3 protein-coding genes are annotated in these 3,484 nt (G+C 44.3%); all 3 read right to left on the bottom strand.

From position 1 onward, the window contains the following. Nucleotides 1-154: 154 nt before the first annotated feature. The 3 genes from I2I04_RS22980 to I2I04_RS22970 are packed head-to-tail and all read right to left on the bottom strand — an operon-like array spanning nucleotide 155 to nucleotide 3,352. Nucleotides 155-1,204 (bottom strand): tyrosine-type recombinase/integrase, encoded by a 1,050-nt coding sequence (locus I2I04_RS22980; protein WP_005680570.1) that lies wholly within the window; start codon nucleotides 1,202-1,204, stop codon nucleotides 155-157. Then, nucleotides 1,188-2,144, bottom strand: a complete 957-nt coding sequence (locus I2I04_RS22975) for a tyrosine-type recombinase/integrase (RefSeq protein ID WP_005680571.1) — start codon at nucleotides 2,142-2,144, stop codon at nucleotides 1,188-1,190. Before I2I04_RS22975 ends, I2I04_RS22980 begins: the two co-directional genes overlap by 17 nt. Then, nucleotides 2,141-3,352, bottom strand: a complete 1,212-nt coding sequence (locus tag I2I04_RS22970) for a tyrosine-type recombinase/integrase (protein WP_005680572.1) — start codon at nucleotides 3,350-3,352, stop codon at nucleotides 2,141-2,143. Before I2I04_RS22970 ends, I2I04_RS22975 begins: the two co-directional genes overlap by 4 nt. Between the last annotated feature and the right edge of the window lie 132 nt (nucleotides 3,353-3,484).

Genomic DNA, 3,484 nt, shown 5'->3' with positions numbered 1-3,484 from the left:
ATGCCATTATCAGAACTTTTATGAATTTCCTAAATTTCGCATCAAGTTGCTGATTCTTATTTTGTTGCATTTTAATATAGTTCGGATTATTTATTGAGTGAGTTGTTATGAAATGAGGCATTGTACTTATTACAAGCACAATACCCCACATTCGTCATTTATGCAAACCCAAGAAAACCTCAAGTTCCATTTTACCTTTTGCCGATTTCCATTTCTTACCAACGCACCTCTGGTTTTCATCCTCAAGCGTTTCCAATGCTTTTTCCTCTTGTTCGGTAGTTATGTCAAGATATACCATTGTCGTTTGGATATTCTCATGCCCAAGCAAATAAGAGATTTGGGCAATGTTCATGCCGTTTTCAAGCCAATGGGATGCTTTGGCGTGCCTGAACTGATGCGCATGTATGTCCAAAGGAACGTCACTGCATTTGCCATGCGCCATCTTTGCGTACCTTTTCAGCATTTTATTAACATTTTCCGCAGACATGGGCGTGTATATACCTCTGCTTTTTGAACTGAAGAGTAATGCTTCAGCATCGCCAGGATTAGGATGATACTCGGTAAGGTATTTCTTCAAATATTGAACAGGCTTTGCCAGAAGAGGTATTGGGCGTCTCTTTCGTCCTTTTCCTATGACAATTATGTGAGGCTTTGCGCAGTCCATGGTAATATTGCAAATCTTCAGCGTCAAAAGCTCATTGATGCGCACGGCAGTCGAATACAGAAGAAGCAGAAGCGTGTAATCACGAAAACCAATGGCGGTTCTTTGGTTTGGCATGGATAAAAGCGTGTCAACAGCCAACTTGCTGAGCCCGATCACTTTCCTTTTTGGAGTTTTTTCATTCGGCACATTCTCCGCCTGCAGGAACACTGAAACGAATGATATGTCATTATCTGATAGGTATTTCAGAAAAGCGCGCAAGGCGGACAATCTCACATTGCAGGTTGCCGGGCTACAGTTACGGACTTTTTTCATCCAAACAATCCACTCCTCAATGTTTTTCTTGCAAAAGCAATCAGCATTCAACGTTTCGGGCGTTATGCCTTTTACCGTTCTGAGGAACTCTGCATAAAGCGTCATGGAAACATGGTAGTTTCTTAGGGTATGTCGGCTGCACGCCTTGATGGAAGGCACATGGTGTTCAAGCCAGTCATGCAGGCACGCGGCAATCTGCATGGCCTGTGGGTTAATCTTCTTTTTCATAATCGTCTTGCGTTAATTGTTGGCTGATTTCATTGTCGGTACACGCCATTATGTCCGAAATCGCCGGAGTCAAAGAGTAGTAAGCCAATGTACTTTCTATTTGCCTGTGCCCCATACTCTTGCTTAGAGCCAGCAATTTGTCATGTACGGCAAATCCTTGGTGTGTCCAGCTGTTTATGTTCTCTATGGCGTAGTTGTGCCTTAGTTCGTATGGGATTGCGCGGGATGAATTGCAGCTTTGCCACAGCACCCTGAAGTGGTACGTTACCCATACAGGAGGGTGCGGCTTGTCATCCGGTGTCGGGAAAAACACCCTACGGTTCGGAATCAGCCCATCTATTTTTCCGTCATAAGTACGCATCAGGGGCAACATTGTGTCATGGAGGACTACATAATGCTGGTCATACCCTTTGCCACGTTTGATGGATACCACGCCATTTTCAAGGTTTACGTCATCGCGTTCCAGCAGGATGGCCTCGGTTGTCCTTATTCCTGAACTGTACAGTAAACGGAAGAACACCGGCAGTGTCATGCGCTGGATGGCCGCGAGTCTGCCACGCCTTGGCTTTATGTTGTCGCAAGCGTCAAAGAAGCGTTTCAATTCATAGTGTGTAAAAGGATGCGGCGTATAAGTCCTCGGCACAGACCTTGGCACTTGCGGCAAGTCAATTTTCGTCATTCCATGCTTGTTCATGTACTTGATGAAGTCTAAGACAGGATAGACACGTGACACGCAGGAGTTTGTGCATTCAGTCGGACGTTGCCTGCACCATCTGTCCACGATTTCTTGGGTAAGCTCAGTTTGTCCCGGATATTCCCTTGCGCAAAAATGATCGAACAGTATTACGTTCTTGACATAGCTATGGCTGTTACGCCCGGAAGCCTTGCGGTATTTTACATACCCTTCTATAGCGTTGGATAGGAATGAAATAGTTTTCATACGTCAAACACCCCCTTTCCTACGGGAAAGTATTCTATGCTCAATGAACATTCCTTCAGCCTCTTGAATTCCGCACTAAGGTAGCGGTCGAGAGAATCCGGGGACGCATGGCCGAGGGTGGCACTTATGACAGGTTGCTGCACACCGCCCTGCAACAGGGCCGTTGCCACATTGTGGCGGAACAGATGCAGACTCTTTCTCTCATTTTCACCTTGTCTTATTCCTGCTTTGCACATGACTTTTGAGCATATAGCATCGAGATTGCTTGTATGAAGCCTTCTGTATGGCACCTGTACTGTGAGAAAAACATATGGTTCCGGGCTTCGGGGACGTTCTTTGAGCAGGTAATCAAATACAGCGTTTCCTACCACGGCACGGAGTGGCAATGTCAGGGGCTGTCCCGTCTTTGCCTGAGTGATTTTTATCAGGTCGTGTTCCCAATCGAAGCTGTCAAGCGTGAGTGCAGAGATGTCACATCCACGCAATCCCGTGTACATGGCCAAGGTTATGATGGCTTTGTCCTGTAGAGATATTGTGCTATCGTGTTCTAAAGTATGCCTGATAGCAGTCAGTTCTTGCTCCGTAAGGTATTGAATGTTTTTCCGCATATTGGGTATGGACGGCAGGTATGCGATTATACGTTCAACGGATTTGCCATAGTGAGGCAAACAGGCTTTCAGCCCATATTCCACCGAATATTTGAACGAATGGCCCATTTTCGGTTTTCCGTCTTTGGAAAACACTTCCAATACCGCATTTTCTGTTATTGATTCGAATGAGTACACCCCCATTTCCTGTAGCCGGAAGAAGAACGAAGATAGCGCATACTTCACATTTATTGAAAATTTGCAACGTCTGTCTACCATGTTGAAAGCCATGTTCGTTACATCCTTGTATTCTGCGCCGAGCAACTCATAGTGGTGAGGCTTGCTGTAGTGTTTGCAACCATCGGGTAATAATCCATTCTCAATATATTGGCAGATTACACGCAACAGGCGTACCTTGTTCCTGTAGGTATACTTGTTGGACCACAATTCTTTTAATATCGGTTCAACGTCGGAGAAACTCTGCCATTTATAATGGTTAGCATTTTCCGATAGCCACTCAGCCATTTTCTTCACATAGCCTATGTACATGGCTGAATAACCGGTTTCTTGTAAATAAGAAACAAGCCCCTCGACTTTTTCATTCAGATTAAATATGTCCATAATCGCATCTTGTTTAAAAGTTATTCTACAATTATGACGGAATATAATCAGAACTGTTTACAGATCAAAACAAATGATTACTAAATAATTGAGTGATTTAATAGGAAACTCATAAAAGTTCTGATAATGGCA

The sequence above is a fragment of the Bacteroides sp. 1001136B_160425_E2 genome (assembly GCF_015559655.1).
GTDB classification, from domain to species: domain Bacteria; phylum Bacteroidota; class Bacteroidia; order Bacteroidales; family Bacteroidaceae; genus Bacteroides; species Bacteroides luhongzhouii.
Note: the sequence above shows the minus strand (reverse complement) of the source record. Positions and strands in the feature narration are given on the sequence as shown.